Consider the following 26,049-nt stretch of genomic DNA (forward strand, 5'->3'; position numbering starts at 1 on the left):
GCGTGCGCTGCGCGCTGCTTTTCCGTTGTCGTGTGCGGCTCTCGTCGTGGCTGGTCGCGCAGTTCCCCGCGCCCCTGAGGCATGCGCTCCGCGCAGCCTCCCACCTGGGGCGGGCGCCCGATGAGATGCCGCACGAAGTGCGCATCTCAGGGGCGCGGGGAACTGCGCGACCAGCCACGGCGCGACCCGCGCTCGGATGACGACCCCCGCCCGCCTCCGTCCGGGCGAACCTCGCCCCCCGTCACGGCCCGGCCCCTAGGTGCCACCCCCGGTCAACCGCTATGCCCTATATGTCGGTAGTCATAGGAACGTACTGCTAGGGCGGTGGATCCGGATGCGTGGGGCGACCCGGTCAGTGATCGTGCGATGGGCGGGCCCCGCGCTGGGGACGCTGATGGCCCTGGCCTGCGTCCTCGCGGGCCTGGGCCACACAGGAGCCCAGGCGGCCGCGGCAGCGGCGGCGCAGAACCCGCTGTCGGTCACCTTCGTGGCCCGCAAGTGCCCCCAGTACACCGACGTGATGGCCAACAAGGCCCGCAACAACATCCAGGAGTCGCTGCGCGACCTCGGCCCCGACTCCAACTACTCGTCCGGAGAGGCGGTCTCGGCCGCCAAGGAGGCGTCCGGCACCCCGCTGCCGCCGTGCGAGGCCCTGCCGGACTGGACGTTCTCCACCGGCACCGGCATCACCGGCAAGACCTCCGCCTCGCTCAACCTGTCGACCGTCACCAGCCCGGTCCGGCAGAACCTCACCACCAGGGCGAGCACCCCCGAGCTCGACGCCCAGGGCAACGACACCGGCCGCACCCTCGACGGCGCCGTCACCGTCGACCTCAACAGCCGGGAACTCGCGGCCGGTTCGGGCCTGGTCGTGCAGGGCGGCACCAAGTCCCAGCCGCTCAACGGCCTCCAGGAACAGTACGGATTCGCCGCGCTGCGCTGCGCGCAGGACTCCGTCAACGGCGACAACGTCGAGTACGTGACGTTCCCCTCCGGCACCCGGCACGTCTTCTGCTACTACTACGCGATCACGCCTCCGCCGGACGCCGGCACCATCAAGGTGATCAAGAAGGCCGTCCCGGAGACGGCGGGCGAGGGCGACTTCCGCTTCGACGGCAACGTCTCCTACGCCGACACCAACGGCGACGGCACCAACGACTTCGTCCTGCACGCCTCGGCCCAGAAGCAGGACGAGATCACGTTCATCCGCGGCGCGGGCGGCGCCCCGTGGACGTTCAAGGAGGTCGTGCCCGCCGACAGCGGCTGGACCCCGCCGACCCAGCCCAGTTGCACCGTCGTCGCCGCCGACGGCAGTCCGGGCACGAGCGCGGTGCGGACGGACTCCGCCGGCGCCACCTCCGTGGAACTGGCCGCGGGCGACACCGTCACCTGCACGTACACCAACACCAGAGCCAGCGGTAAGGCCCTGCTGGAGAAGGAGTCGATCGGCGGCACCGGCACCTTCGACATCGACCTCGGGACGCCGCCCGGCGCACCGCCCGTGAACGTCGCCCCGGTGACCACCCGCCGCGAGGGCGTGCCCGTCACCGTGGCGGAGGCCCCGGCGGGAGCGACCCCCGGCACGTACACGATCGACGAGGCGATCCCGGCCCCCGACGGCACCGGCACCTGGGAGCTGACCGGCCTGAACTGCGACGGCACGGACGTGCCGATCACCAAGGGGCCCGCGACGGACGACGCCCCGCGCGGCACCTGGCACGCCACCTACGACCTGGCCTCCGTCGACGACGCGAACTGCCTGCTCACCAACAAGTTCACGCCCGGCGGCGCCATCAACATCGAGAAGGTCACCGAGGGCGGCACCGGCTCCTTCGCCTACGACGTCATCGCCCACCCGCTCGCCCGGCTCAGGGACGCCACGACCTACCGCTCCACCGCCACCACCGAGACCGAGGGCGTCCCCGTCACCGCCCACCCGGAGGACGGCACCGGCCCCGCCGCCGACGAGCTGGCCGTGAACGACAGCACTCACTACACCGTCCAGGAGTACCTGCCGCCGCCCACGGCCGAGGGGCACTGGGAGATGACCGACGCCGACTGCGGCACGGCCGGGTCGGGGCTGAACACCGCGCAGGGCACGGTGCAGGTCCGGCTCACCTCCGACAACCCGCGCCCCACCTGCCGGTTCACCAACCGCTTCGTCAAGGTGGGCACCCTCGACGTCACCAAGCGCACCAGCGGCGACACCGGCCTGCGTCCCGGCACCGCGCACCTCACCCTCAGCTGCGCCGACGGCACCGAGGACGCCCTGGACGTCGAGGCCGGCGCCACCTCGGGCGCCCTCACCCGGCACCGGTTCCCGAACGACACGACCTGCACCCTGGAGGAGACCGCCACCGGCGCCGCCGACCAGGCCGACGTCGACACCTCGGCCGTGCTCACCGTGACGGGCGAGGAGCCGAGGACGATCACGCTGGGCCAGAGCTTCCCGGTGCGGACGAACGAGGAGGCGACCGTCGTCGTGACCAACACGTTCAAGACGTCCCCGCCGCCGACGTCCCCGCCGCCCACCTCGCCCACGCCCACCCCGTCGACGACTTCCCCCTCGACACCCTCGACACCCTCGACGCCGAGCGTCCCGGGCACGCCGTCCCCCGGCCCCTCGCACCCCGGCCACCACCTGGCCGAGACCGGCACCTCCACGACGGCCCTGTGGCTGGCCTTCGCCGCCTCCCTGGCGGTGGCCCTCGGCACCCTCACGGTGACCGCGGTCAGGCGCCGCTAGGCCGTTCCCGCACCGGGACACGGGGGCCGGTACCGCTCACGGCAGTGCCAGCCCCCACGCCCCCACCCGGACCGTCCAGGTCCGGCGGCGCACCGGCCCGCCGATGGACACGGAGTCCGACCGGTAGCGGAAGTCCTCGCCGGACACCGTGACCGTGTGCGCCCGGGTCGTCAGGCCCGGCGTCCGCGCGCACCGCACCTCCACCCGCGCGAGCCCCGTCCCGGTCGCGGGCCCCACGCGGACGCCCTCCACCGGCTGGTCCAGGTCGACCAGGGTCACCCCGTCCGCCTCCACCCGCAGCCGCGCGGGCGCACCGGAGTCCGCCGGAAGCGGCCGGACGGGCCGCGCGGCCAGCGAGCGCACCAGCGAACGGCACGTCCGCAGCCACGGCCGCCCGGCACCGGGGCCCGCCGGGGCCTCGGCCAGCGGCGGGATGCGCAGATCGCCGAGCACCACCCCGTCGCTGTCGTCGACCAGCAGATCGAGCCGCCGCTCCGTGCCGTAGAGCGCGGCCCGCGCCGCGGCGACCGCCCCGGAGGGCACCCCCAGCGAGCGCGCCAGCGAGACGCCGGCCCCCACCGGCACCATCGAGAGCACCGCGCCGGACAGCTCGCGCTCCCGGTGCAGCAGCGACACCGCGCGCAGCAGCGCGCGGTCGTCACCGACCACCACGGGCCGCCGCGCACCCCGCTTGGCCAGCGCTTTCGCGAAATCCTCCGGGCCCTCGGGGAGACACACCTTGGCCGTCGCGCCCGCGCACAGCACATCCTTGGCGATCCGCACGGACTCCCCGTCCGTGCGCCGGGCGAACGGGTCGACGATCACCAGCAACTGCCGGGACAGCTCCTCGCCCGTACGGTCAGATGGAAGGTCCAACGCCGCCACCTCGGCCTTGCCTCGCTTCCTCGGGTAGCATCTTTGTGCAAGAGCCCCTTGCGCTATTGCGCCAGGGGCTTGGTCTATTCCGGGGCACCCCAAGGCTCACGCAGGCCCGCCGCACCGACGCGGCGCCGGCCCCTGACCTTGGACATGCCCCGCCCGGAAGGGGTGTACGCCTGTGCCCGCACTTGTGCTGCTCGGTGCTCAGTGGGGTGACGAAGGCAAGGGAAAGGCCACCGACCTGCTCGGTGGATCCGTGGACTATGTGGTGCGCTACCAGGGCGGCAACAACGCCGGTCACACGGTCGTCGTAGGCGACCAGAAGTATGCGCTCCACCTCCTCCCTTCCGGGATCCTCTCGCCGGAGTGCACACCGGTCATCGGAAACGGTGTCGTCGTCGACCCGTCGGTCCTGCTCTCCGAGCTGAGCGGTCTGAACGAGCGCGGCGTCGACACCTCCAAACTGCTGCTCAGCGGCAACGCGCACATCATCACGCCGTACAACGTGACGGTCGACAAGGTGACGGAGCGCTTCCTCGGCAAGCGGAAGATCGGCACCACCGGCCGCGGTATCGGCCCGACCTACGCGGACAAGATCAACCGCGTCGGCATCCGCGTCCAGGACCTCTACGACGAGTCGATCCTCACCCAGAAGGTCGAAGCGGCCCTCGAGGTCAAGAACCAGCTGCTCACCAAGCTCTACAACCGCCGCGCCATCGAGGCGCAGCAGGTCGTCGAGGAGCTGCTCGGCTACGCGGACCAGATCAAGGGCTACGTCGCCGACACCACCCTGATCCTCAACAACGCGCTGGACGAGGACAAGGTCGTGCTCTTCGAGGGCGGCCAGGGCACGCTCCTCGACATCGACCACGGCACGTACCCCTTCGTCACCTCGTCGAACCCGACCGCGGGCGGCGCCTGCACGGGTACGGGCGTCGGCCCGACGAAGATCAGCCGCGTCATCGGCATCCTGAAGGCGTACACCACGCGTGTCGGCGCGGGCCCGTTCCCGACCGAGCTCTTCGACCAGGACGGCGAGGACCTGCGCCGCATCGGCGGCGAGCGCGGCGTCACCACCGGCCGTGACCGCCGCTGCGGCTGGTTCGACGCCCCGATCGCCCGCTACGCGACCCGGGTGAACGGCCTGACGGACTTCTTCCTCACGAAGCTGGACGTCCTGACGGGCTGGGAGCAGATCCCGGTCTGCGTGGCGTACGAGATCGACGGCGAGCGCGTCGAGGAACTCCCGTACAACCAGACCGACTTCCACCACGCGAAGCCGGTGTACGAGAACCTGCCCGGCTGGTCGGAGGACATCACGAAGGCCAAGACCTTCGCGGACCTCCCGAAGAACGCGCAGGCGTACGTGAAGGCGCTGGAGGACATGTCCGGCGCCCCGATCTCGGCCATCGGCGTCGGCCCCGGCCGCGACGAGACGATCGAGATCAACTCGTTCCTCTAGGCACCCCGCGCGGTGTCCTCCGTGCCCCGGTCCGCTGCGGCGGGCCGGGGCACGGGCCGTTCAGCCCTTCGAGTACGTCAGGTCCTGCCGGTTGCCCGTCGCGTCGATCAGGACACGGCGCAGCTCGCCCGACGACGTCATCGTCACCGTGCTCGGCGTGCCCGCCCTGCAGTAGCCGGCCGGGCCCCCCGACACCACCTGCGTGCCGGCGAAGTGCAGCTCGGAGCCGCTCGCGGACGCCAGCCGGCCCTGGAAGACGCACTCGTAGGCGACGCCCTTGATCGTGCCCTCCTGGGTCATCTGCAGGGTCGTGTCGCCCGGATCGCCCTGCTGGATGACGAGGGTGCGGGTGTGGTGCCCGTTCGCGTTGTCCTGTTCGTTCGACCAGGTGCCGATGAAGCCCTCCGGGATCGCTCCCGCTCCGGCCCCCGACTGCGGAGCCGTCGACTCGGGCAGCGTCGACTGCGGCGACGTCGGCGTGTCCTGTCCGCCCTCGCCGGAGGGCGCGGTGGAGGCCGGGGCCGACGCGGAGGACTGCGTGGCGTCCGCCCGCGTCGACGGGTCCTTGCCGTCGCCCGTCATCAACGCGTACACCGAGCCGCCCGCGCCGAGCGCCACGATCAGGGCCACCGCGACCAGCGCCGCCGTGGAGCGGCGGCGCTGCGGCTCGTGCGGCAGCGGAGCCGGTCCGTAGGGCGGGGTCTGACCGTACGGCGGGGTCTGGCCGTAGGGCGAGGGCCCGTGCCAGGCGTGCGGCTGCGGGTAGCCGTAGCCGGGCTGCTGGTGCGGATAGCCGTACGCGGGCGGGTTCGGCGTCTGCGCGGGGGCGGCCGGCGGGGCCGGGGCGTCCGCGCCCACCACCACGGTCGGCAGGTGGTTCACCGGAGCGCTCGCGCCGGGCTTGCCGGGCGGCGGCGGCGCGCCTGCCGGACCGGCCGCCGGGGCGGCGGCGTCCGCCGCGCCCTCGGGATCCTCCGAGTCGAGCAACTGCACGGCGTGCCGCCCCAGTTGGGCCACCAGCGCGCCGGGCAGCCACGGGTCGCGGGTGCGGCCGCCGTCGCCCAGGGTGTCCTCGGCGCCGGTGCGCTCCAGGATCTCGTCGGGCGTCGGACGCCGGCCGGGCTCCTTGTGCAGGCAGTCCCGGACCAGCTCGTGCAGCCCCTCCGGGAGGTTCGCCAGATCCGGCTCCTCCTGGGCTATTCGGAACATCAGGGCGTGCACCCCGCTGTTGGACGTGCCGAACGGCAGCGCGCCGGTCGCCGCGTACGCCAGCACCGAACCCAGGCAGAACACGTCGCAGGCCGGGGTGATCCGGTCGCCGCGCACCTGCTCGGGCGCCATGAAGCCGGGCGAGCCGACCAGCGCGCCGGTCCGCGTCAGCCCGCCGTCGGTGATCGTCTCCAGCGCACGGGCGATGCCGAAGTCGATGACGCGCGGGCCGTCGATCGTCACCAGCACGTTCGACGGCTTCAGGTCGCGGTGGACGATCCCCGCCGCGTGCACGTCCTTGATCGCGTGCGCGAGGCCGGCCGCCAGGATGCGTACCGAACGCTCCGGCAGCGCGCCGTAGTCGTGCGAGACGACCTGCTGGAGCGAGGGCCCCGCCACATACGCGGTCGCCACCCACGGGACCTGCGCCCCGGTGTCCGCGTCGAGCACGCTCGCCGTCCAGGCGCCGCCGACCTGCCGGGCCGCCTGCACCTCCTGCCGGAACCGGTTCCGGAACTCCTCCTGCTCCGCCAGCTCCTCGCGCACCAGCTTCACGGCGACCGTGCGCCCGCGCTCCGAGCGCGCCAGATACACCTGCCCCATGCCGCCCGCGCCGAGCCGGCCGAGCAGCCGGTACGCCCCGATGCGCTGCGGGTCCCCCGGCCCCAGAGCCTCAAGTCTGTCCATGTCGCGCCACCCTCCCCCGGTATGTGTGCAACAAACCGAGAATAGTGCCGACCTACGACAGAGGGACCCTTAGTGGCTTCTACGGTTCCGTAACGGACCTGTCCTGATAAGGGACCCGCTCAGGGACCTACCGGCGCCGGGCGACAGACTGTCGTGTTCCCCGGCGTCCCGCAGACAGGACGCCGATGGCACCCGGGGGCAGCGCCCCTTTACCCTCGGCCCCATGACCCCTCAGCCGAATCCCCAGGTCGGCGCCGCCGTCAAGGCCGCGGACCGCGCACACGTGTTCCACTCCTGGTCCGCGCAGGAGCTCATCGACCCGCTCGCCGTCGCCGGTGCCGAAGGCTCGTACTTCTGGGACTACGACGGCAACCGCTACCTCGACTTCACCTCCGGGCTCGTCTACACGAACATCGGGTACCAGCACCCGAAGGTCGTCGCCGCGATCCAGGAGCAGGCGGCGACGATGACGACCTTCGCGCCCGCGTTCGCCATCGAGTCGCGCTCCGAGGCCGCACGCCTCATCGCCGAGCGCACCCCCGGCGACCTGGACAAGATCTTCTTCACCAACGGCGGCGCGGACGCCGTCGAGCACGCCCTGCGGATGGCCCGCCTGCACACGGGCCGCCCGAAGGTGCTCTCCGCCTACCGCTCGTACCACGGCGGCACCCAGCAGGCGATCAACGTCACGGGGGACCCGCGACGCTGGGCCAACGACAGCGGCTCGGCCGGTGTTGTCCGCTTCTGGGCGCCGTTCCTGTACCGCTCGCGCTTCTACGCCGAGACGGAGGAGCAGGAGTGCGCCCGCGCCCTGGAGCACCTGGAGTCGACGATCCAGTTCGAGGGTCCGGCCACCATCGCCGCGATCATCCTGGAGACCGTCCCGGGCACGGCCGGCATCATGCTGCCGCCCGCCGGTTACCTGGCCGGTGTCCGTGAGCTGTGCGACCGGTACGGCATCGTCTTCGTCCTCGACGAGGTCATGGCGGGCTTCGGCCGCACCGGCGAGTGGTTCGCCGCCGACCTGTACGACGTCGTGCCGGACCTGATGACCTTCGCCAAGGGCGTGAACTCCGGGTACGTGCCGCTGGGCGGTGTCGCGATCTCCGGCGCGATCGCGGAGACCTTCGCCAAGCGCCCGTACCCCGGCGGTCTCACCTACTCGGGGCACCCGCTGGCCTGCGCCGCCGCCGTCGCCACCCTCAACGTGATGGCGGAGGAGGGCATCGTCGAGCAGGCCGCGAGGACCGGCGCGGAGATCATCGAGCCGGCCCTGCGCGAGCTCGCCGAGCGGCACCCGTCGGTCGGCGAGGTGCGCGGCACCGGCATGTTCTGGGCGCTCGACCTCGTACGGGACAAGGAGACGCGCGAGCCGCTGGTGCCGTACAACGCGACCGGCGCGGACAACGCGCCGATGGCCGCGTTCGGCGCCGCCGCCAAGAAGAACGGCCTGTGGCCCTTCATCAACATGAACCGTACGCACGTCGTGCCGCCGCTGAACATCACCGAGGCGGAGGCCAAGGAGGGCCTCGCCGCCCTGGACGCGGCACTGTCCGTCGCGGACGAGCACACGGCCTAGAGCCGCCTGTTCCGGTGGGCCGGAGGACCGGCCCACCGGAACGGTTCAGCTGAAGATGATCATCGAGCCCTGGGCCAGGCTGCGGGTCGCCGCCTGGTGCAGGCCCAGCCACACATGGCGCTCCCGCGCGAACGGGCTGTCGTCGAGCGGCACCGCGGCCGCCGGCTCCTCGAGCGCGGTGGGACCGGCGGGCGGCGCGGGCGCCACCGGCGGGTTCGACGGGTCGATGCCGATCGCCTGGGCCACGTACTCCAGTTCGCGCAGCAGTGCGTGCGACGAGCCGAGCGGGCCGCCCCCGGCGAGCAGTTCGTCGTTGGACAGCGGGGTCGGGAAGTCCACGGGCACGTACGCGCCCGCGTGGTCGTAGTGCCACACCAGGTGCGAGCTCTGCGCCGTCGACTCGAACATCTCCAGCAACTGCTCGTAGTCCCCGCCGAGTTCGTCGACCGGCGTCACCGCGAGTCCGCACAGCTGGAGCAGGTACGCGCGGCGCAGGAAGTGCAGCGCGTCGTAGTCGAACCCCGCGACCGGGGCCACGTCGCCCGAGAGGCCCGGCATGTACGCGTAGACCGGCACCGGCGGCAGTCCTGCCTCGTGCAACGCCTTGTCGTAGAGCGCGAGTTCGTCGGCGAAGGGATTGTCGGGGCTGTGGCACAGCACGTCGACGAGGGGGACGAGCCACAGGTCACAGGCCAAGGGGGCTCCTTAGAGTCGGACGTCCTGCGTAGCGCAAGGGTAGTGCGCGGCGGGCTGCGGCAGACCTGTCTTGCAGGTAAGCGTTCAGCGGGGCCGCTCGCCGGTGAGGCGCTCGACCAGCGCGAGTGAGTCGGCGTTGTACGCGGCGATGATCGCGTGCGCGCTCCGGGCGTCCCGGTCGGCGAGGGCGTCGACCAGCTCGCAGTGCCCGGCCCACAGCCTGCCCCGCAGATCCCCGGCCCGGCGCAGGTGCGGCACCGTGTACATCCAGGACTGGACGCGCAGCCGGTGGAAGAAGTCGGAGAGGTAGGGGTTGCCGAACAGCGCCGAGAGCTCCCGCCAGAACCGCAGGTCGTAGCCGATCAGCACGTTCAGGTCGCCGGCGCTCGCGGCGCGGGCCGCCTCCTCGCCGCGGCGGCGCACTCCGGCCAGGGCCTCGGCGGCGGCCGGGCCCTGCGGGGCGTTCTCCGCGAGCCCGCGGAAGATGCCGTCGGCGACCAGGCTGCGGGCCTCGATCATGGCGCGGTGGTCGGCCAGGGAGTACTCGTGGACGCGGAAGCCGCGGTGCTGGGCGGAGTCGAGGAGGCCCTGGGCCGTGAGGTCGACCAGGGCCTCGCGCACCGGGGTCGCCGAGACGCCGTAGCCGTCGGCGATCTCCTTGACGGTGAATTCCTGGCCGGGGGTGAGCCGTCCGCTCAGGATCTCGTCACGCAGGGCGTCCGCGATCTGCTGGCGCAGGGTGGAGCGGGTGACGGTGGGGCCGTCGGGTGCCACGGGTCCCCTCCGGGGGCAGCTGGGTGTTGTGTTCCGGTCAGCCTAGTCGCGGAGGGGTCGTTCCTCGGGTGCCGGTCCCGTCGTGGCCGGTCGCACAGTTCCCCGCGCCCCTGGCGGGGCGCTACCTCGGCTCCGGGGGGCGTTGGCGGGGCATGTTGGGGCGGGTGCCCGGGGGGAGGGGGAAGCGGGGGATGCCGTTCGTCTCCGGGGAGCGGGGGGTCGCGCTCGGGATCGAGGACTGCATCACCAGCGGCGCGGGCCCCGACCGGAACTCGACCATCCAGTCCGCCGTCTCGGCCCGCATCAGCTCCGTCACGTCGTCGGAGAACCGCCGCAGCACCCCCAGACACCGCTCGGCGGCCTCGCTCGCCGTCCCCTCGGCGGGACCCAGCACCTCACGCACGCTCTCCGACGCCCAGTCGAACTGCAGCGCCAGCAGTCGCCGCTGCACCGCCTGTGCCGTGGCGACATCCCTTATCCAGCCCGAGGTCAGCCCGAAGTACCGGTCGCCCCCGACGCACGCCACGGCCAGCAGCAGGGCGACGTACCCCCACGGCGCCGCGCCCGACACGGCGGCCGTCAGCTCGAGCAGCGGCAGCGCCCCGGCGCACACGGCCCCGAGCACGGCCCCCGCCCGCAGCGCCCGCGCGCCCCGGCGCTTCCAGACCCGGTCGGCGAGATAGCGGTCCGCGGTCCGCAGGGCGCCCCGCTCGACCCACCGGTACAGCTCGTCGAGCCGCTCGGCGGGCTCGCCCCAGTCGCCGAGCGGGAACGCCCGCCCGGTGAGGTCGCCGGTGCCCTCCTGGGGCGGTCCTTCGGGCTGCATCTCCGGCTGACTCACCCGGCACTCCCTCGACTGGTCACGGCTGGGGCTCGATGTGCAGCATCTTCCTACCGCCCAATGGGTGGCCAAGGTCCCGTTTTCGCGGGTTTTACGCCTAGAAGTGGGCCTTCATCAGGTATAGGGCCGCAGGCGTTCTCACCCGAAAGAGTGCAGTCAAAGGTGCCAGGGCGGTGGCCCCCGGGACCACGTAGGCTCGGTACCCAGACCGCACGCACCCGGACCCCAGGAGCTGATCGTGATCCCCGGTGGTGGCCAGCCCAACATGCAGCAGCTGCTTCAGCAGGCCCAGAAGATGCAGCAGGACCTCGCGAAGGCGCAGGAAGAGCTGGCGCAGACAGAGGTCGAGGGCCAGGCGGGCGGCGGCCTCGTCAAGGCGAAGGTGACGGGCTCGGGCGAGCTGCGGGCCTTGACGATCGACCCGAAGGCGGTCGACCCCGAGGACACCGAGACCCTCGCCGACCTCGTCATCGCGGCGGTCGCGGCGGCCAACGAGAACGCGCAGACGCTGCAGCAGCAGAAGCTGGGCCCGCTGGCCCAGGGCCTCGGCGGCGGCAGCGGCATCCCGGGCCTCCCCTTCTAGGCCCGGCGCCGACTACCGTACGTACCGAGCGACACCCACCGGAAGGCGACTGATCCGTGTACGAAGGCGTGGTCCAGGACCTCATCGACGAGTTGGGCAGGCTGCCCGGCGTCGGTCCCAAGAGCGCGCAGCGGATCGCCTTCCACATCCTCCAGGCGGAGCCCACCGACGTACGACGGCTCGCGCAGGCGCTGATGGAGGTCAAGGCGAAGGTCCGCTTCTGCGCCACGTGCGGAAACGTGGCGCAGGAGGAGCTGTGCAACATCTGCCGGGACCCGCGCCGCGACCTTTCCGTCATCTGCGTGGTCGAGGAGCCCAAGGACGTCGTCGCGATCGAGCGGACCCGTGAGTTCCGCGGGAAGTACCACGTCCTCGGCGGCGCCATCAGCCCGATCGAAGGCGTGGGCCCCGACGATCTGCGTATACGAGAACTTCTCGCGCGGTTGGCCGACGGGACGGTCACGGAGCTGATCCTGGCCACTGATCCCAACCTGGAGGGCGAGGCCACGGCGACGTACCTCGCCCGCATGATCAAGCCCATGGGCCTGAAGGTCACCCGCCTGGCCAGCGGCCTCCCCGTCGGGGGCGACCTGGAGTATGCGGACGAGGTCACCCTCGGCCGTGCCTTCGAGGGGAGACGACTCCTAGATGTCTGATGCCAGCCTGCACGCCACCAGCCAGGACCCGAACGACTTCGCGGTCCAGATCTCCGACCAGATCGAGTCGTTCATCGTCGCGGTCACCGAGATCGCCAAGGGCGACGAGCCGGACTCCGCCGTGCCGTTCCTCCTCCTGGAGGTCTCCCAGCTGATGCTGGCGGGCGGCCGGCTCGGCGCGCACGAGGACATCGTCCCGGACGAGCGCTACGAGCCGGACCTCGGCCCGGAGGCCGATGTCGACGAGCTGCGCGAGCGGCTGGCCAGAATGCTCGACCCGATCGACGTCTACTCCGAGGTCTTCGACCCGTACGAGCCCCGCAAGGCGCCCGTCGCGGCCCGGATCTCCGACGACCTGGCCGATGTCGTCACCGATCTGCGGCACGGCATGGCCCACTACCGCGCGGGCCGGGTCACCGAAGCCCTGTGGTGGTGGCAGTTCTCGTACTTCTCCAACTGGGGCTCGACCGCCTCGGCCACCCTGCGCGCCCTGCAGTCCCTGGTCGCGCACGTCCGGCTGAACCAGCCGCTGGCCGAGCTCGACGGCCTCGACACCGACGAGGACCTCTCCAGCGCCGAGGACGCCCTGGAGGAGGAGGCGGGCCGCGTCATGGCCGAGGAGATCGCCGCCCCCCTGGGTCTTCGCACGGTCAAGTAGAAGGCTCTGCGAGCAGGCGCCCCGATGTGACCCGTCCCACGATTCCGGTTGACCCCGGAGGGCCTGGGCATGTGCTTGTCCGGAGCGGCCGGACGCCGGTGGCCAGTTGGCCCGGTGATCACTTCGTGGGCGGGACATCTCACGATGCGATATAGCCGGGGCGGAATTCGGCCGCTCGTTAAACTGAGCCGACCGCCATGCACGCGCATGCGCGGTGACAGACGGACTGAGCGAGGAGCGCACGTGGGCCTTGTCGTGCAGAAGTACGGAGGCTCCTCCGTAGCCGATGCCGAGGGCATCAAGCGGGTCGCCAAGCGCATTGTGGACGCCAAGAAGAACGGCAACCAGGTGGTTGTCGTGGTGTCCGCGATGGGCGACACGACGGATGAGTTGATCGATCTCGCCGAGCAGGTATCCCCGATCCCTGCCGGACGAGAGTTCGACATGCTGCTGACCGCCGGGGAGCGGATCTCCATGGCCCTGCTGGCCATGGCGATCAAAAACCTGGGCCACGAGGCCCAGTCGTTCACGGGCAGTCAGGCCGGTGTCATCACCGACTCGGTCCACAACAAAGCCCGGATCATCGACGTCACGCCGGGCCGCATCAAGGAGTCCCTGGACGACGGCAACATCGCCATCGTCGCGGGCTTCCAGGGTGTCTCGCAGGACAAGAAGGACATCACCACGCTGGGCCGCGGTGGCTCCGACACGACCGCGGTCGCCCTTGCCGCCGCGCTCGACGCGGAGGTCTGCGAGATCTACACGGACGTCGACGGTGTGTTCACCGCCGACCCGCGCGTCGTGAAGAAGGCGCGGAAGATCGACTGGATCTCCTTCGAGGACATGCTGGAGCTCGCCAGCTCCGGCTCGAAGGTGCTGCTCCACCGCTGCGTGGAGTACGCCCGGCGCTACAACATCCCGATCCACGTGCGGTCCAGCTTCAGCGGACTGCAGGGCACGTGGGTCAGCAACGAACCGCTCGTGAAGAAGCAAGGGGCAGAGGCCGTGGAGCAGGCGATCATCTCCGGTGTCGCGCACGACACCTCCGAGGCGAAGGTCACCGTCGTCGGCGTTCCGGACAAGCCGGGCGAGGCCGCGAAGATCTTCCGGGCCATCGCGAACGCCGAGATCAACCTGGACATGATCGTCCAGAACGTCTCGGCGGCGTCGACCGGTCTGACCGACATCTCCTTCACGCTGCCCAAGACCGAGGGCCGCAAGGCCATCGACGCCCTGGAGAAGCAGCGGGCCACCGTCGGCTTCGACTCCCTGCGCTACGACGACCAGATCGCCAAGATCTCCCTCGTGGGCGCCGGCATGAAGACGAACCCGGGTGTCACGGCCGGCTTCTTCGAGGCGCTGACCGACGCGGGCGTCAACATCGAGCTGATCTCGACCTCCGAGATCCGCATCTCGGTGGTGACGCGGGCCGACGACGTGAACGAGGCCGTGCGCGCCGTGCACTCCGCCTTCGGGCTCGACTCGGACTCCGACGAGGCCGTGGTCTACGGAGGCACCGGCCGCTGATGGCCGAAAACGCCGGGAACACCGGTAAAGCGGTGCGGCGTCCGACGCTCGCGGTCGTGGGTGCGACCGGGAGCGTCGGCGCCGTTCTGCTGCAGATCCTGTCGCAGCACGCGGACATCTGGGGCGAGATCCGGCTCGTCGCCTCTCCCCGCTCGGCCGGGCGCAAGCTCACCGTGCGCGGCGAGGAGGTCGAGGTCGTCGCCCTGGAGGAGTCGGTCTTCGACGGGATCGACGTCGCCATGTTCGACGTACCCGACGACGTGGCCGCGCAGTGGGCGCCGATCGCCGCCGCCAAGGGCGTGGTCGTCGTCGACAACTCCGCCGCCTTCCGGATGGACGCCGACGTGCCGCTCGTCGTCCCCGAGGTCAATCCGCACGCCGCGCGCGTGCGGCCGCGCGGCATCATCGCCAACCCGAACTGCACGACCCTGTCGATGATCGTCGCCGTCGGCGCGCTGCACGCCGAGTTCGGCCTGCGCGAGCTGGTCGTCTCCTCGTACCAGGCGGTGAGCGGTGCCGGGCGCTCCGGCGTCGAGACGCTGCGCGCCCAGCTGTCGCTCGTCGCCGGCACGGAGCTGGGGACCAGCCCGGGCGACGTGCGCCGGGCCGTCGGCGACGCCACGGGCCCCTTCCCGGAGCCGGTCGCGCTGAACGTCGTGCCGTGGGCGGGCTCGCTCGCCGAGGACGGCTTCTCCTCCGAGGAGATGAAGGTGCGGGACGAGTCCCGCAAGATCCTCGGCCTGCCGGAGCTGAAGGTCGCCGTGACGTGCGTACGGGTGCCGGTCGTCACGACGCACTCCCTCACCGTCCACGCCCGCTTCCAGAGCGAGGTCACCGCCGGCAAGGCGCGCGAGATCATCGCGACCGCGCCCGGTGTCGTGCTCTTCGACAACCCGGCCGCGGGCGAGTTCCCCACGCCCGCCGACGCGGTGGGCACCGACCCGACCTGGGTGGGCCGCGTGCGGCGCTCGCTCGACGATCCGACCGGGCTCGAACTCTTCGTGTGCGGGGACAATCTGCGCAAGGGCGCCGCGCTGAACACCGCACAGATCGCCGAACTGGTGGCGGCGGAAATCAGCCTCGCCTGATCCCCGCCCCTATGTCGGGATATAGGGGCCCGCACGCTGTCCGACCTGCGGGCCGCCCCTTCCCATATGCGGATTCGAACATAAAATCTGTGTAGGTTCTGTGTGTGAGATTGGTCCATACCACTTGCAGCGGGACTGTTGACCGTTCGAAGATTTCCTCCCCACCCCGCAACCGCACGCGGGGTGGGGAGCGTCTTTAGCGGGCGCCCTCGGAGGTGTCGTCCCCGAGGCGTAACAGGGGCATAGGGGAAGAGCAGGTAGGTACGCATGCTGACGGTGGCGAAGTCTGTCGCAAATGGGGCGCCGTACGCGTACAACCCTGACGGGGGGAAGCGTGTCCAACAGGCGTGGCAGAGGTTCTCGACTTCACAGCGGTACAGGCGAGAGGCGCGGCGGTGCTCCGTCCGCCCCTCGCACCCATCGGCGTGCGCAAGGCCCGGGGGCGGGCGCCCGGCGGCATGCCGGTGATCGCGCCCATGCCCGCGCGCATTCCGACGCAACTGCAGGGCGCTGACGAGACGATGGCGGCCGGCACCACAGTCGATCACCTCACCGAGACCTACCGCGCCCACTACCGCTCCCTGCTCGGGCTCGCGGCGCTGCTCCTCGACGACACCGCCTCCTGCGAGGACGTCGTCCAGGAGGCGTTCATCCGGGTCCACTCGGCGCGCAAGCGGGTGCGCGACCCCGAGAAGACGCTCGCGTACCTGCGCCAGACCGTGGTCAACCTGTCGCGGTCCACGCTGCGCCGGCGCATCCTCGGCCTGAAGCTGCTCACCAAGCCGATGCCCGACATGGCGAGCGCGGAGGAGGGGGCGTACGACCTCCTGGAGCGCGACGCGCTGAAGAAGGCGCTCAAGGGGCTGCAGCGGCGCCAGCGCGAGGTCCTCGTGCTGCGCTACTTCGCGGACATGACCGAGGCGCAGGTCGCCGAGGCGCTCGGGATATCCCTGGGCTCGGTGAAGGCCTACGGCTCCCGGGGCATCGCGGCCCTGCGCGTCGCCATGGAGGCGCCGGTATGAGCACCCCGGGACGAGGCCCCGAGGACGCGTCCGGGGAGCACGACGAGCATGACGAGCACGACAAGCGCGACCAGCACGACCGACACCCTGGGAACTCAACTGTGAACGACGCACCCCGTCGTCCGGCCGATGCGGCGGCCGACGACGAGCTGGCGCTGCGGCGCATGATGCGACAGGTCGTCGAGGACATCGAGCCGTCGGACGCGGCTCTGGAGAAGCTGCGCCGCGCGGTGCCGGCGCGCCGGGCCCGCAAGCGGCAGGCCACGGTCGGCGCGGTCGCCGCCGGGGTCTTCGTCGCGATGGCGATCCCCGCGGTGCTGCACGTGACCAACACGGGCTCGACCGACCACCCCTCCATCGCGGGCAACAGCACGGCCACGCACAAGGGAAAATCCGAGGGCGCCGGCGACAAGGAGTCGGGCGGCTCGGCCGGCCGCTCCGAGGAGCGCGGCGCGGGCGGGAAGAAGGGCGAGAAGGGCGACGGTGACAAGAGCTCGGGCGGCGGTGCCACCGCCGGTACCGATCCCGCGTCGACGGCCGCCGCGTCCTCCCCGGCCTGCGACGCGACGGAGCTGAGCACTCCGGTGCCGACGGTCGGCCAGCCCGACGCCGGCGGCGCGGTCTACGGCTCCTTCCGTGTCACCAACACCTCCGCCGCGAACTGCACGGTCGACAGCCCCGGCAGCATCGTCACCATCGCGCAGGGCGCGGCCAACCCCTCCGCGGTGAACGTGGTGGACCACACCACGGGCGACCGGGCGTCCGGCCTGCCCGACCCGGCGAGCCAGCCGGCCCAGCTGGTCCTGGAGCCCGGCAAGGCGTACGAGGTGCGGTTCGCCTGGGTGCCGTCCACGCCGTGCTCCCCCGGGGGCGACGGGGGCGGGACCGGCGGCACCGGCGGGGGCGGGGAGCCTTCCCCGTCGCCGTCGACGAGCGGGGACACGACGCCCACCACGGGTGACAGCTCCGCCTCCGCGCAGCTCGCCCCCCAGCTGGGCTCGGACGGCTCGGGCGACGGGAGCGTGGTCGTGTCGCACACCGCGGAGCCCGGGGCGCCCACGGCCGCCACGACGATCCCGGACGCCTGCGCCGGGACGGTGTACAAGACCGGGCTGCTGCCCGCGTCCTAGCCGCCTACGAAGCCTGAGCGGCGCCCTGCTCCTCGGGGGCGCCCAGGCCCAGCTCCGCGTCCCTGATGGTCTCGGCCTCGCGGCGGACCAGGCGGAACCACATGAAGACGACGAAGCCCGCGAAGACGAACCACTCGCCGGTGTAGCCCAGGTTCTGGAACGCCTTCAGGTCCAGGCCGCTGCCCTGCGGGGCGGTGGCCGGAACCGCCGTCATCGACCCGTCGGCCTTGTCGAGCGTGACCCAGGCGTCGTACACGTCGTACGGCACCAGGTTCACCAGCGACGCGGCGCTGATCATGCCGAGCTGACCGGTGGGCAGACCGCCGGCGGCCGTCACCCCGTTCGACCCCTGGGACTCGGAGGCCTGGAGCGCGCCGGTCACCGTGACCTCGCCGGTGGGCGGGGCGGGGGCCTTGGCGGCGGAGGCCGTGCCGGGCAGCCAGCCGCGGACCACCGGGAGCGCCTTGCCGGTGCCGTCGACCTCGAGCAGCGTCACGACGTAGAAGCCGTCCCGCCCGTCGAGGTCGCGGTTCGGCACGAGCAGCTGCTTGCCGTAGCGGCCGGTCGCGGTGGCCCGCTCGCCGGAGGTGTCGGTGGAGACCGGCAGCAGCGAGGCGAGCGGCCGGGCCGCCGCCGTCCTGTTCGTCTCGGTCCGCTCCGTGGCCGTCCGGTGGTTGTCCATCCGGCCCTCGAAGCGGCCGAGCTGCCACGAGCCCATGTACAGGCAGAACGGGATGGCGAGCAGCACGAAGAGGTGGATGCCCAGCCAGCGGGGGGTCAGCAGGAACCGGTACACGCCTTCTACGGTACGGGTCCGATATAAAGCCACATCCCGCGCCCCCCGCTCCCGCCCCGCCGGGCGGCTCAGGCCGGCAAGTGGCGCCTCGCGAAGTCCAGTTCGAGCGCGACCTGCTTGATGCGCTCGTCGACGACGAGGGAGCCGTGCCCGGCCTCGTACCGGTACACCTCGTGCACCGCGTCGCGCGCGGCGAGCCGGTCCACGTAGTTGTCGATCTGGCGGATGGGGCAGCGCGGGTCGTTGAGCCCCGCCGAGACGTAGACCGGGGCCTTCACGTCGTCGACGTACGTGATCGGGGACGACGCCGTGAACCGGTCCGGGACCTCGTCGGGCGCCCCGCCGAAGAGGGTCCGGTCGAGGGCCTTGAGGGCCTCCATCTCGTCCTCGTACGCCGTGACGTAGTCGGCGACCGGGACGGCGGCGAGGCCGACCGCCCAGGCGCCGGGCCGGGTGCCGATGCCGAGCAGGGTGAGATAGCCGCCCCAGGAGCCGCCGGCCAGGACGAGCCGGTCGGGGTCGGCGAGCCCGGAGTCGACCGCCCACTCGCGGACCGCCGCGATGTCCTCCAGCTCGATCAGGCCGACCCGGTGCTTGAGGGCGTCGGTCCACTCCCGGCCGTAGCCGGTCGAGCCCCGGTAGTTGACCCGGACCACAGCGTACCCGTGGTCGACCCAGGCCGCCGGGCCCGCCGCGAAGGAGTCCGAGTCGTGCCAGGTGGGGCCGCCGTGGATCTCGAAGACGGTGGGCAGCGGACCGCTCGCCCCGGCCGGCTTCTGCACGAGGGCGTGGATGCGGCCCGCGGGCCCCTCCACCCAGACGTCCTCGACGGGGACGGACCGGGGGGCCTTCATGCCGGGCGGGTCGAGGACCACGCCGCCCGTCGTCGAGCGCACCACGGGCGGCTCGGCGGCCGACGACCACAGGTACTCGACGCTGCCGTCGGGGCGGACGGTGGCGCCGGAGACGGTGCCGGGCGGGGTGTCGACCTTCGTCAGCGCGCCCGTGCCGAACTCGTACCGCCACAGGTCGCCGCGGGCCTCGAATTCATGGGCGATCAGCAGCGCCGAGCCGTCCGGGTACCACTCCGCCGAGACGTCGCCCGGCAGGTCGAGGGCGAGGTCGGTCTGGGTGCCGGAGGCGATGTCCCACACCATCGGCTCCCAGCGGCCGCGCCGCTGATGGCCGACGAGCAGCCGGGTGTCGCCCGCCACGGGCGCGAAGCCGAGCACTTCGAGGCCCAGCTCCTTCTCGCCGCCCTCGGTGTCGTCCAGCTCGGTGACCGTCGAGCCGTCGAGCCGGACCACGCGCAGCGCCGAGTGCATCGCGTCGCCGTGCTCGGTGTGCTCGATCGCGATCAGGGTGCCGTCGTGGCTCAGGTCGCCGACGCCCGCCGACTCGCGGTGCCGGTAGATCTCGGCCGGGGCGTGGGCGCCCGGCCGGACGACGTGGATCGTCGTGCCGTCCTCGTCCGTGGAGCGGCCGACCACCGCGGTGCCGCCGTCCCGGCCGATCGCGAGGCCCGCCGGATAGGAGGGGGCGAGGCCCGGTACGGCCTCGATGTCCGTGCCGCCGCCGAAGGGCTGGCGCAGCCAGACGCCGAACTCGTCGCCGTCCTTGTCGCTGAACCACCAGATCCACGCGCCGTCGGGGGAGAGCACCCCGTCCGTCGTCCCGTTCGCCCGGTCCGTCGCCTGGCGCTGGGTGCCCGTGGCTCTGTCCCAGGCGTACAGCTCGTACGTCCCCGTCGCGTTCGACACGAACAAGGAGCGGTGCGGGGCGTCCTCGGCCCAGTCGGGCAGGGACACGCGCGGCGCCCGGAAGCGCTTCTCCCAGTCGGGCATGGACCCGTTGCTGTCACTCATGGCCCCATAGTGCCCGCCCCCGCCGACACTTCGCCGGTGAGCCCCCACAGCCTGTGGACAACTTTTGTCGGTACGCACTCAGAGACGGGCGATGACCACCGGCTCGGTGGAGCGTCTTCGCGCGACGCGCGACGCGCGACAGGGGCGGCGAGACCCGGCCGGATGGTGCGTCCGAGGGGAGCGGCCGGGTCCGCCTCGCAGGTGGCCCCCTGTGCTGCACGCCTGCCGTCCGTCGGCCGTGACACAGGAGGGGGGAGAGGATGAACAGCGCCGACGCAGTTCATCCGCATGTCCCATGTACAGCGACGGTGAGGGGAATCTACGCCTTTGCGCCGCGTCCCGGAATACCTCGCGCATATATCTGTTCGGCGACGCCTGATCCACGGTCCCGAGTGGCAGGCCGGGCCGGTCCGGGTGAGGCTGGCGGGGAACCCGGGGGCGGCGTGACGGGAGACGGTGAGCGATGTTCGCAGCTCTGGGACGGTTCGTCGTCCGCAGGCCCTGGTGGGTGATCCTCGGCTGGGTGGTGGTCGCGGTGGCGGTGATCTCGCTGGCGCCGAAACTGACCTCCAGCTCGGACGAGGCGAGCTTCCTGCCCGACAACTACGAGTCGATCAAGGCGGCCGACGTCCAGGAGACGGAGTTCCCGAAACAGCAGAACATCGGCGCCGTCATCGTCTTCCAGCGCTCCGACGGCGAGAAGCTGACCGCCGCCGACTCCGCCGAGATCGTCCGCGTATCCAGGGACCTCACCGCCAAGGACATTCCGAAGGTCGACGCGGTCGTCCCCGGGAAGGCCTCCCCGAACGGGCTCGTGCAGACCTCCATGGTCGCCATGCCGAAGATCACCGACCCGTCGGACACCTCCGAGCAGGACGCGGTGAAGACCCTGCGCGGCGACCTCCAGCAGGAGATCGAGGGCACCGATCTGCACGCCGGGATCACCGGATCCGCCGCCACCGCCCTCGACGAGTCCGAGGCGTCCGAGCGCGCGGGCCTGCTGGTCGGCGTCGGCACGATCGTCATCATCGTCGTGCTGCTCCTGCTGATCTTCCGCAGCCCGATCATCGCGCTGCTCCCGGTCGTCCTGATCGGTCTCATCTCGCCGCTCGCGACCGGCCTGATCGCCTCCGCCAACAAGGCGTTCGACATGAAGGCCGACTCCTCGATCCAGGAGCTGCTCACCGTCGTCCTGTTCGGCGTCGGCACCGACTACATCCTGTTCCTGCTGTTCCGCTACCGCGAGGCGCTGCGCGACGGGGAGGATCCGAAGTCCGGCATGGTGCACGCCGTGGAGCGGGTCGGCGAGGCCATCACCTCGGCGGCCGGCGCGGTCATCGTCGCGTTCGCGGCCCTCGCGCTCTCCACCCTCGGCATGCTCAAGTCGATGGGCCCCGCGCTCGCCATCGCCGTCTTCGTGACGCTGTGCGCGGGCCTGACGCTGGTCCCGGCCGTCGTCTCGCTGCTCGGTACGAAGGTGTTCTGGCCGTCCAAGTCCTGGCAGCGGGAGCCGACCGGTACGGGCTTCGCCAAGCTGGGCGGGGCGATCGGGCGCCGGCCCGCCGTGTGGGCGCTGGTCTCCGCGCTCGTCATGGGTGTCCTGGCGCTGGGCGCCCTCGGCTACAAGGCCAACTTCGACCTCTCCACGTCGTCGCTGCCCAAGACCAAGGAGTCCATGGTCGCGCTGGACGACCTGGAGAAGGGCTTCCCGGCGGGCACCACCGACCCGACCAGCGTGTATCTGACGTCGGACTCGGACGCCCCGCTCACCGTGGCGCAGACCGCCGCGTTCCGGAAGTCGCTGTCCGAGGTCGACGGGGTCGGCACGGTCGGCGCCGCCACCCGCAGCACCGACGGCACCGCCGCGGCCTACAGCGTGATCCTGGACGATCCGCCGGCCTCGGACGCCGCCATGTCCACCGTCCGGGACGAGCTGCGGCCCGCCGCGCGGGCCGATGCGCCGGACGGCACCCGGGCGCTGGTCGGCGGCATCACCGCCGTCTACGTCGACATCAACAAGGCCGTCGACCGGGACTACTCCGTGGTCTTCCCCGTCGCCGCGCTCTGCATCATGGTCATCCTCGGACTGCTGCTGCGCAGTCTGGTCGCGCCCTGGTACCTGATGGCGTCGGTGGCGCTCGGGTTCGGCGCGACGCTGGGGGCCACGTCGTTCCTGTTCACGCAGATCGGCAGTCAGCCCGGGCTGATGTTCATGCTCCCCGTGATCATGTACTTGTTCGTGGTCGCGCTCGGCACCGACTACAACATCCTGATGGTGTCGCGGCTGCGCGAGGAGGCCCGGGCCGGGCGCAGTCCGCACGACGCGGCCGGGACCGCCGTGCGGCATTCCGGGCCGACGATCGCTTCGGCGGGCGTGATCCTCGCCGGTACCTTCGCGACCCTGATGCTCGCCGGGAACTCGACGCTCTCCCAGATGGGGTTCGCGCTGTCGTTCGGGATCGTGATCGCGGCGTTCGTGATGGCGATGGTGTTCACACCGGCTCTGACGGCGCTGATCGGCCACGCGGCGTGGTGGCCGGGGCACGGGGACCGTCGCCGGGGCGAGTAGGCGGGCCTGTCGGTCGAGCGCGGCTCACGTCGTGGCTGGTCGCGCAGTTCCCCGCGCCCCTGAGGCATGCGCTGCGCGCAGCCTCCCCTGAGTCTGCGGCTCCGCCGCGCCTCTCCGACGAGGACGGCACGGGGCGCCCCTCTTCGGCAAGGTGCGGTACGGGGGCGCCTCTCTTGATGAGATGGCGCACGAAGTGCGCATCTCAGGGGCGCGGGGAACTGCGCGAGAAGCGGCCGCCGGGCCGCGCGTGAGAGACGGCCCAGGGGCGCGGGGAACTGCGCGACCGGCCACGATGAGAGCCGCGCACGGAGAACTACCTAGGGGCGCGGGGAACTGCGCGACCGGCCACGACGGGAGTCGCGCGCGACCGGGCTACCCGGTGCTGCCCAGCATCTTCACCACGATCCCCGTCACCCCGGCGACCCCGACCCCGATGAACCACGCCCCGGCCAGAACCCGCCCCCGCACCACCCGATACCGCTCCTCGTACTCGTCCCGCAAAACCCCGGCCCGCCCCACGGCATCCCGCCACAGCTCCCGCCGCAACCCCAAGTACGCCTCGACATAAGCCCGCTGGACATCCTCGGCCTGCGTCTCCGTCAACCACGGCACCCGGTCCACGAAGCGCCGCGCGGCGACCCGTCCCTCGGCCCGCGCGGCCTCCACCATCAAGAACCCCTCGATCTCCCGGATCACACTCCACCCCGCACCAACTCGGCCCGCGCACCACCGGCCGCGTCGAACGCCGGCGACTCCGAGCGGATCCGGGGCAGCGCCACGAAGTTGTGCCGCGGCGGCGGACACGACGTGGCCCACTCCAGCGAACGCCCGTACCCCCACGGATCGTCGACCCCGACCGGCTCCCCGTACTGCGCGGTCCGCCACACGTTGTAGAGGAACGGCAGGAACGACATGCCCAGCACGAACGAGAAGATCGTCGAGACGGTGTTCAGCCCGGTCAGCCCCTCCACCGCCAGATAGTCCGCCACCCGCCGCAGCATGCCCTCCGTCCCCAGCCAGTGCTGCACGAGGAACGTGCCGTGGAAGCCGATGAACAGCGTCCAGAAGGTCACCTTCCCGAGCCGTTCGTCGAGCATCTTCCCCGTGAACTTCGGCCACCAGAAGTGGAATCCGGCGAACATCGCGAAGACGACGGTGCCGAAGATGACGTAGTGGAAGTGGGCGACGACGAAGTACGTCTCGCCGACGTGGAAGTCGAGCGGCGGCGCCGCCAGGATCACCCCGGTCAGGCCGCCGAACGCGAAGGTGATCAGGAACCCGACCGCGTAGAGCATCGGCGTCTCGAACGACAGCGAGCCCTGCCACATCGTGCCGATCCAGTTGAAGAACTTCACGCCCGTCGGCACGGCGATCAGGAACGTCATGAAGGAGAAGAAGGGGAGCAGCACCCCGCCCGTGACGTACATGTGGTGCGCCCACACCGTCACCGACAGGCCCGCGATCGCGATGGTGGCGCCCACCAGCCCCTGGTAGCCGAACATCGGCTTGCGGCTGAACACCGGGATCACCTCCGAGATGATCCCGAAGAACGGCAGCGCGATGATGTAGACCTCCGGATGCCCGAAGAACCAGAACAGGTGCTGCCAGAGCAGCGCGCCGCCGTTCGCCGCGTCGAAGACGTGCCCGCCGAACTTCCGGTCGGCCTCCAGGGCGAACAGCGCGGCCGCGAGGACCGGGAAGGCCAGCAGGACCAGGACGCCGGTCAGCAGCACGTTCCACGTGAAGATCGGCAGCCGGAACATCGTCATGCCGGGCGCGCGCATGCACACGATCGTCGTGATGAAGTTGACCGAGCCGAGGATCGTGCCGAACCCGGAGAAGGCGAGCCCCATGATCCACATGTCGGCGCCGACGCCCGGCGAATGCACCGCGTCGGACAGCGGCGCGTACGCGAACCACCCGAAGTCCGCCGCCCCCTGAGGCGTCAGGAACCCGCCCACCGCGATCAGCGACCCCAGCAGGTACAGCCAGTACGCGAACATGTTCAGCCGGGGGAACGCCACATCGGGCGCCCCGATCTGCAACGGCATGATCCAGTTCGCGAACCCGGCGAACAGCGGCGTCGCGAACATCAGCAGCATGATCGTGCCGTGCATCGTGAACGCCTGGTTGAACTGCTCGTTCGACATGATCTGGGTCCCGGGCCGGGCCAGTTCCGCCCGCATGAACAGCGCGAGCACCCCGGCCAGGCAGAAGAACCCGAACGACGTGACGAGATACAGCGTGCCGATGGTCTTGTGATCGGTGGTGGTCAGCCACCGCACGGCCTTGAAGCCCCTCTTGAAGTCCTTCGTTCCTCTCATGCCCGGTACGTGTCCGGGCCCGGCCCGCACGTCACCGCGCACCCCCGCCCGAAAGATCACACACCGCGCCTGTGAACATCGGGGCGGAGCCGGACACCTACGGTTCATGAGCACGGACGCACCACGGGCACAGGCATGAGCGACAGCACGACGGACGACGCCTTCGCGGCGGCCTACCGCGCCCACTACTGGGCGGTCAGCCGCTTCGTCGCGCGCCGCCTGGACCCCGGGGCCGCCCACGACGTCGAGGAGGTCGTCGCCGACGTCTTCTCCATAGCGTGGCGGCGCCGTGCGGAACTCCCGCCCGGGACGCCGCTGCCCTGGCTGTACGCCGTCGCCCGCAACTGCCTCGCCAACACCGTGCGGGGCCTGGGCCGCAGACGCCGTCTCCTCGACCGCATCGGCCACCACGAACGGGCCCACCGCCGGCAGATCGTGGCCGGCCCCGACGCCGACGAGCCCGGCGCCTGGATCCACGAGGCGCTGGCCCGGCTCAACCCCGCCGACCAGGAGGCCCTGCGCCTGACGACCTGGGAGGAACTGGGCGTCGACGAGCTGGCCGTCGCCCTGGAGTGCAGCCGGAGCGCCGCCGCGATGCGGTTGCACCGGGCCCGGCGCCGGCTGCGCGCCGAGATCGACCGGATGAACATGACCGTGACCGCAGGAGACCACGACCGTGACCGATGACCTGGCCCTGCTCCGCGCCGCCAACCCGGTGCCGGCCGACGACCCGCGCTACGCCGACGAGCGCCCGCTGCACCACGGCGCCGAACGCGCCCTGAACCAACTGCTGCACCATCGCGGCCGACGCGCCCTCGTACTGCGCGCCGAGGCCGCCGTCTGCGCGGTCGCCGCGCTGCTGGCCCTGGCCTGCGCAGGCCTGCCCGGCGCGGGTTGATTCCGGCCGGTCGAGCAGTTCCCCGCGCCTCTGGGCTTGTCCGTCACGTGCGGCTCTCGT

At 71.6% G+C, this 26,049-nt stretch carries 22 protein-coding genes; 13 read left to right on the forward strand and 9 right to left on the reverse strand.

Annotated elements, in window-relative coordinates; all coding sequences use genetic code 11:
• Nucleotides 1–355 precede the first annotated feature (355 nt).
• Entirely contained in the window at nucleotides 356–2,746 is a 2,391-nt protein-coding gene (locus ABZ930_RS33550) for a DUF5979 domain-containing protein (RefSeq protein ID WP_361556477.1), read from the forward strand.
• Nucleotides 2,747–2,782: 36 nt separating this feature from the next.
• Here the strand turns inward: ABZ930_RS33550 and ABZ930_RS33555 are convergent, their stop codons facing one another.
• Nucleotides 2,783–3,622, reverse strand: coding sequence for a diacylglycerol kinase family protein (locus ABZ930_RS33555; RefSeq protein ID WP_361556480.1), 840 nt, complete (start codon nucleotides 3,620–3,622; stop codon nucleotides 2,783–2,785).
• 181 nt (nucleotides 3,623–3,803) lie between these two features.
• On the opposite strand from ABZ930_RS33555, the gene ABZ930_RS33560 reads away from it, so the two are divergent.
• A complete protein-coding gene (locus tag ABZ930_RS33560; RefSeq protein WP_361556483.1) occupies nucleotides 3,804–5,087 on the forward strand; it encodes an adenylosuccinate synthase in 1,284 nt (427 codons plus the stop codon).
• Between the two features lie 60 nt (nucleotides 5,088–5,147).
• Here the strand turns inward: ABZ930_RS33560 and ABZ930_RS33565 are convergent, their stop codons facing one another.
• Nucleotides 5,148–6,983 (reverse strand): serine/threonine-protein kinase, encoded by a 1,836-nt coding sequence (locus ABZ930_RS33565; protein WP_361556486.1) that lies wholly within the window; start codon nucleotides 6,981–6,983, stop codon nucleotides 5,148–5,150.
• Between the two features lie 223 nt (nucleotides 6,984–7,206).
• Here ABZ930_RS33565 and ABZ930_RS33570 point away from each other — a divergent pair, with 223 nt between their 5' ends.
• Nucleotides 7,207–8,562 carry an aspartate aminotransferase family protein gene (locus ABZ930_RS33570; RefSeq protein WP_361556489.1) on the forward strand — a complete coding sequence of 452 codons (1,356 nt, stop codon included), beginning with the start codon at nucleotides 7,207–7,209 and terminating at the stop codon, nucleotides 8,560–8,562.
• A 45-nt stretch (nucleotides 8,563–8,607) separates the two neighbouring features.
• Here the strand turns inward: ABZ930_RS33570 and ABZ930_RS33575 are convergent, their stop codons facing one another.
• The 3 genes from ABZ930_RS33575 to ABZ930_RS33585 all read right to left on the reverse strand — a co-directional run bounded on the left by ABZ930_RS33575 (nucleotide 8,608) and on the right by ABZ930_RS33585 (nucleotide 10,873).
• The gene (locus ABZ930_RS33575) at nucleotides 8,608–9,258 is read right to left on the reverse strand and encodes a hypothetical protein (RefSeq protein ID WP_361556492.1); all 651 of its coding nucleotides are present in this window, start codon (nucleotides 9,256–9,258) and stop codon (nucleotides 8,608–8,610) included.
• 84 nt (nucleotides 9,259–9,342) lie between these two features.
• Entirely contained in the window at nucleotides 9,343–10,032 is a 690-nt protein-coding gene (locus ABZ930_RS33580; RefSeq protein WP_361556495.1) for a GntR family transcriptional regulator, read from the reverse strand.
• A 121-nt stretch (nucleotides 10,033–10,153) separates the two neighbouring features.
• Nucleotides 10,154–10,873: an SLATT domain-containing protein gene (locus ABZ930_RS33585; RefSeq protein WP_361556498.1), complete on the reverse strand. Its 720-nt coding sequence runs from the start codon at nucleotides 10,871–10,873 to the stop codon at nucleotides 10,154–10,156.
• A gap of 238 nt (nucleotides 10,874–11,111) precedes the next feature.
• Between ABZ930_RS33585 and ABZ930_RS33590 the strand changes: the two genes are divergently transcribed.
• The 7 genes from ABZ930_RS33590 (at nucleotide 11,112) to ABZ930_RS33620 (ending at nucleotide 17,537) form a co-directional block, all read left to right on the forward strand.
• A complete protein-coding gene (locus ABZ930_RS33590) occupies nucleotides 11,112–11,456 on the forward strand; it encodes a YbaB/EbfC family nucleoid-associated protein (RefSeq protein WP_361556501.1) in 345 nt (114 codons plus the stop codon).
• Nucleotides 11,457–11,512: 56 nt separating this feature from the next.
• Complete coding sequence (recR, locus tag ABZ930_RS33595; protein ID WP_018529216.1) at nucleotides 11,513–12,112, forward strand: recombination mediator RecR; 600 nt, start codon at nucleotides 11,513–11,515, stop codon at nucleotides 12,110–12,112.
• Nucleotides 12,105–12,770, forward strand: a complete 666-nt coding sequence (locus ABZ930_RS33600; protein WP_361556504.1) for a DUF5063 domain-containing protein — start codon at nucleotides 12,105–12,107, stop codon at nucleotides 12,768–12,770. Before recR ends, ABZ930_RS33600 begins: the two co-directional genes overlap by 8 nt.
• 243 nt (nucleotides 12,771–13,013) lie before the next feature.
• Nucleotides 13,014–14,297, forward strand: a complete 1,284-nt coding sequence (locus tag ABZ930_RS33605) for an aspartate kinase (RefSeq protein WP_361556507.1) — start codon at nucleotides 13,014–13,016, stop codon at nucleotides 14,295–14,297.
• On the forward strand, nucleotides 14,297–15,385 hold the full coding sequence (locus tag ABZ930_RS33610) for an aspartate-semialdehyde dehydrogenase (protein ID WP_361556510.1): 1,089 nt from the start codon (nucleotides 14,297–14,299) through the stop codon (nucleotides 15,383–15,385). The genes ABZ930_RS33605 and ABZ930_RS33610 overlap by 1 nt, the downstream gene beginning before the upstream one ends.
• Before the next feature lie 347 nt (nucleotides 15,386–15,732).
• Nucleotides 15,733–16,407, forward strand: coding sequence for a SigE family RNA polymerase sigma factor (locus ABZ930_RS33615; protein WP_361556513.1), 675 nt, complete (start codon nucleotides 15,733–15,735; stop codon nucleotides 16,405–16,407).
• A gap of 101 nt (nucleotides 16,408–16,508) precedes the next feature.
• A complete protein-coding gene (locus tag ABZ930_RS33620) occupies nucleotides 16,509–17,537 on the forward strand; it encodes a hypothetical protein (RefSeq protein ID WP_361556516.1) in 1,029 nt (342 codons plus the stop codon).
• A gap of 4 nt (nucleotides 17,538–17,541) precedes the next feature.
• Here the strand turns inward: ABZ930_RS33620 and ABZ930_RS33625 are convergent, their stop codons facing one another.
• Complete coding sequence (locus ABZ930_RS33625) at nucleotides 17,542–18,333, reverse strand: SURF1 family protein (RefSeq protein ID WP_361556519.1); 792 nt, start codon at nucleotides 18,331–18,333, stop codon at nucleotides 17,542–17,544.
• Nucleotides 18,334–18,401: 68 nt separating this feature from the next.
• Nucleotides 18,402–20,198 (reverse strand): prolyl oligopeptidase family serine peptidase, encoded by a 1,797-nt coding sequence (locus ABZ930_RS33630; RefSeq protein ID WP_361556522.1) that lies wholly within the window; start codon nucleotides 20,196–20,198, stop codon nucleotides 18,402–18,404.
• A 463-nt stretch (nucleotides 20,199–20,661) separates the two neighbouring features.
• Between ABZ930_RS33630 and ABZ930_RS33635 the strand changes: the two genes are divergently transcribed.
• Nucleotides 20,662–22,767 carry an MMPL family transporter gene (locus ABZ930_RS33635; protein ID WP_361556525.1) on the forward strand — a complete coding sequence of 702 codons (2,106 nt, stop codon included), beginning with the start codon at nucleotides 20,662–20,664 and terminating at the stop codon, nucleotides 22,765–22,767.
• 372 nt (nucleotides 22,768–23,139) lie between these two features.
• Here ABZ930_RS33635 and ABZ930_RS33640 read toward each other — a convergent pair whose 3' ends face one another.
• Nucleotides 23,140–23,436 carry a hypothetical protein gene (locus ABZ930_RS33640; RefSeq protein ID WP_361556528.1) on the reverse strand — a complete coding sequence of 99 codons (297 nt, stop codon included), beginning with the start codon at nucleotides 23,434–23,436 and terminating at the stop codon, nucleotides 23,140–23,142.
• 23 nt (nucleotides 23,437–23,459) lie between these two features.
• The gene (gene ctaD, locus ABZ930_RS33645) at nucleotides 23,460–25,091 is read right to left on the reverse strand and encodes a cytochrome c oxidase subunit I (RefSeq protein ID WP_361556531.1); all 1,632 of its coding nucleotides are present in this window, start codon (nucleotides 25,089–25,091) and stop codon (nucleotides 23,460–23,462) included.
• 135 nt (nucleotides 25,092–25,226) lie between these two features.
• On the opposite strand from ctaD, the gene ABZ930_RS33650 reads away from it, so the two are divergent.
• The gene (locus ABZ930_RS33650; RefSeq protein ID WP_361556534.1) at nucleotides 25,227–25,778 is read left to right on the forward strand and encodes a sigma-70 family RNA polymerase sigma factor; all 552 of its coding nucleotides are present in this window, start codon (nucleotides 25,227–25,229) and stop codon (nucleotides 25,776–25,778) included.
• Complete coding sequence (locus ABZ930_RS33655; RefSeq protein ID WP_361556537.1) at nucleotides 25,768–25,989, forward strand: hypothetical protein; 222 nt, start codon at nucleotides 25,768–25,770, stop codon at nucleotides 25,987–25,989. The genes ABZ930_RS33650 and ABZ930_RS33655 overlap by 11 nt, the downstream gene beginning before the upstream one ends.
• Nucleotides 25,990–26,049: the final 60 nt, after the last annotated feature.

This window comes from Streptomyces sp. NPDC046716 (assembly GCF_040645755.1).
Classification (GTDB): Bacteria; Actinomycetota; Actinomycetes; order Streptomycetales; family Streptomycetaceae; genus Streptomyces.

Bases quoted from the DNA above. Each gene is read 5' to 3' on its own strand.
- ABZ930_RS33610 (WP_361556510.1), top strand. From the start codon at position 14,297: ATGGCCGAAAACGCCGGGAACACCGGTAAAGCGGTGCGGCGTCCGACG.
- ABZ930_RS33640 (WP_361556528.1), bottom strand. From the start codon at position 23,436: ATGGTGGAGGCCGCGCGGGCCGAGGGACGGGTCGCCGCGCGGCGCTTC.
- ABZ930_RS33630 (WP_361556522.1), bottom strand. From the start codon at position 20,198: ATGAGTGACAGCAACGGGTCCATGCCCGACTGGGAGAAGCGCTTCCGG.
- ABZ930_RS33600 (WP_361556504.1), top strand. From the start codon at position 12,105: ATGTCTGATGCCAGCCTGCACGCCACCAGCCAGGACCCGAACGACTTC.
- ABZ930_RS33565 (WP_361556486.1), bottom strand. From the start codon at position 6,983: ATGGACAGACTTGAGGCTCTGGGGCCGGGGGACCCGCAGCGCATCGGG.
- ABZ930_RS33650 (WP_361556534.1), top strand. From the start codon at position 25,227: ATGAGCGACAGCACGACGGACGACGCCTTCGCGGCGGCCTACCGCGCC.
- ABZ930_RS33570 (WP_361556489.1), top strand. From the start codon at position 7,207: ATGACCCCTCAGCCGAATCCCCAGGTCGGCGCCGCCGTCAAGGCCGCG.
- ABZ930_RS33635 (WP_361556525.1), top strand. From the start codon at position 20,662: ATGTTCGCAGCTCTGGGACGGTTCGTCGTCCGCAGGCCCTGGTGGGTG.
- ctaD (WP_361556531.1), bottom strand. From the start codon at position 25,091: ATGAGAGGAACGAAGGACTTCAAGAGGGGCTTCAAGGCCGTGCGGTGG.